This window comes from Salmonella sp. SAL4457 (assembly GCF_046548235.1).
In the GTDB taxonomy this organism is placed as follows: Bacteria; Pseudomonadota; Gammaproteobacteria; order Enterobacterales; family Enterobacteriaceae; genus Salmonella; species Salmonella enterica.
Genome location: NZ_JBGDZO010000933.1, coordinates 1 through 252, shown reverse-complemented (window position 1 = coordinate 252; position 252 = coordinate 1). Strand labels below are relative to the sequence as shown.

The 252-nt window shown below is 65.9% G+C and carries 1 protein-coding gene; it reads left to right on the top strand.

The annotated features are described in order from the left end of the window. Positions 1-252 (top strand): fatty acid cis/trans isomerase (locus tag ACLJNW_RS26940; RefSeq protein WP_410961614.1); only part of this gene is annotated, 252 nt, incomplete at both ends.

Below are 252 nucleotides of genomic sequence, written 5' to 3'. Positions count from 1 at the left end.
GGCCTGGACACCCTGACGATCTACCCGGGCGTGCTGTCCAGCTACCCGAACTTCATGTTCGATCTGCCGGCGACGGATGCCGAGGCCTTCGTCGGCGCCCTGGAGGCGGCGAAGAGCGGCGAGGACTTCGACAAGGTGGTCGAACGCTGGGGCGTGCGCCGCAGCAATCCGCAGTTCTGGAGCTACTTCCACGATCTCGAGGCGTACATCCGCGAAACCGAGCCGGTCGAGGCGGGCGCACTGGACATGAAC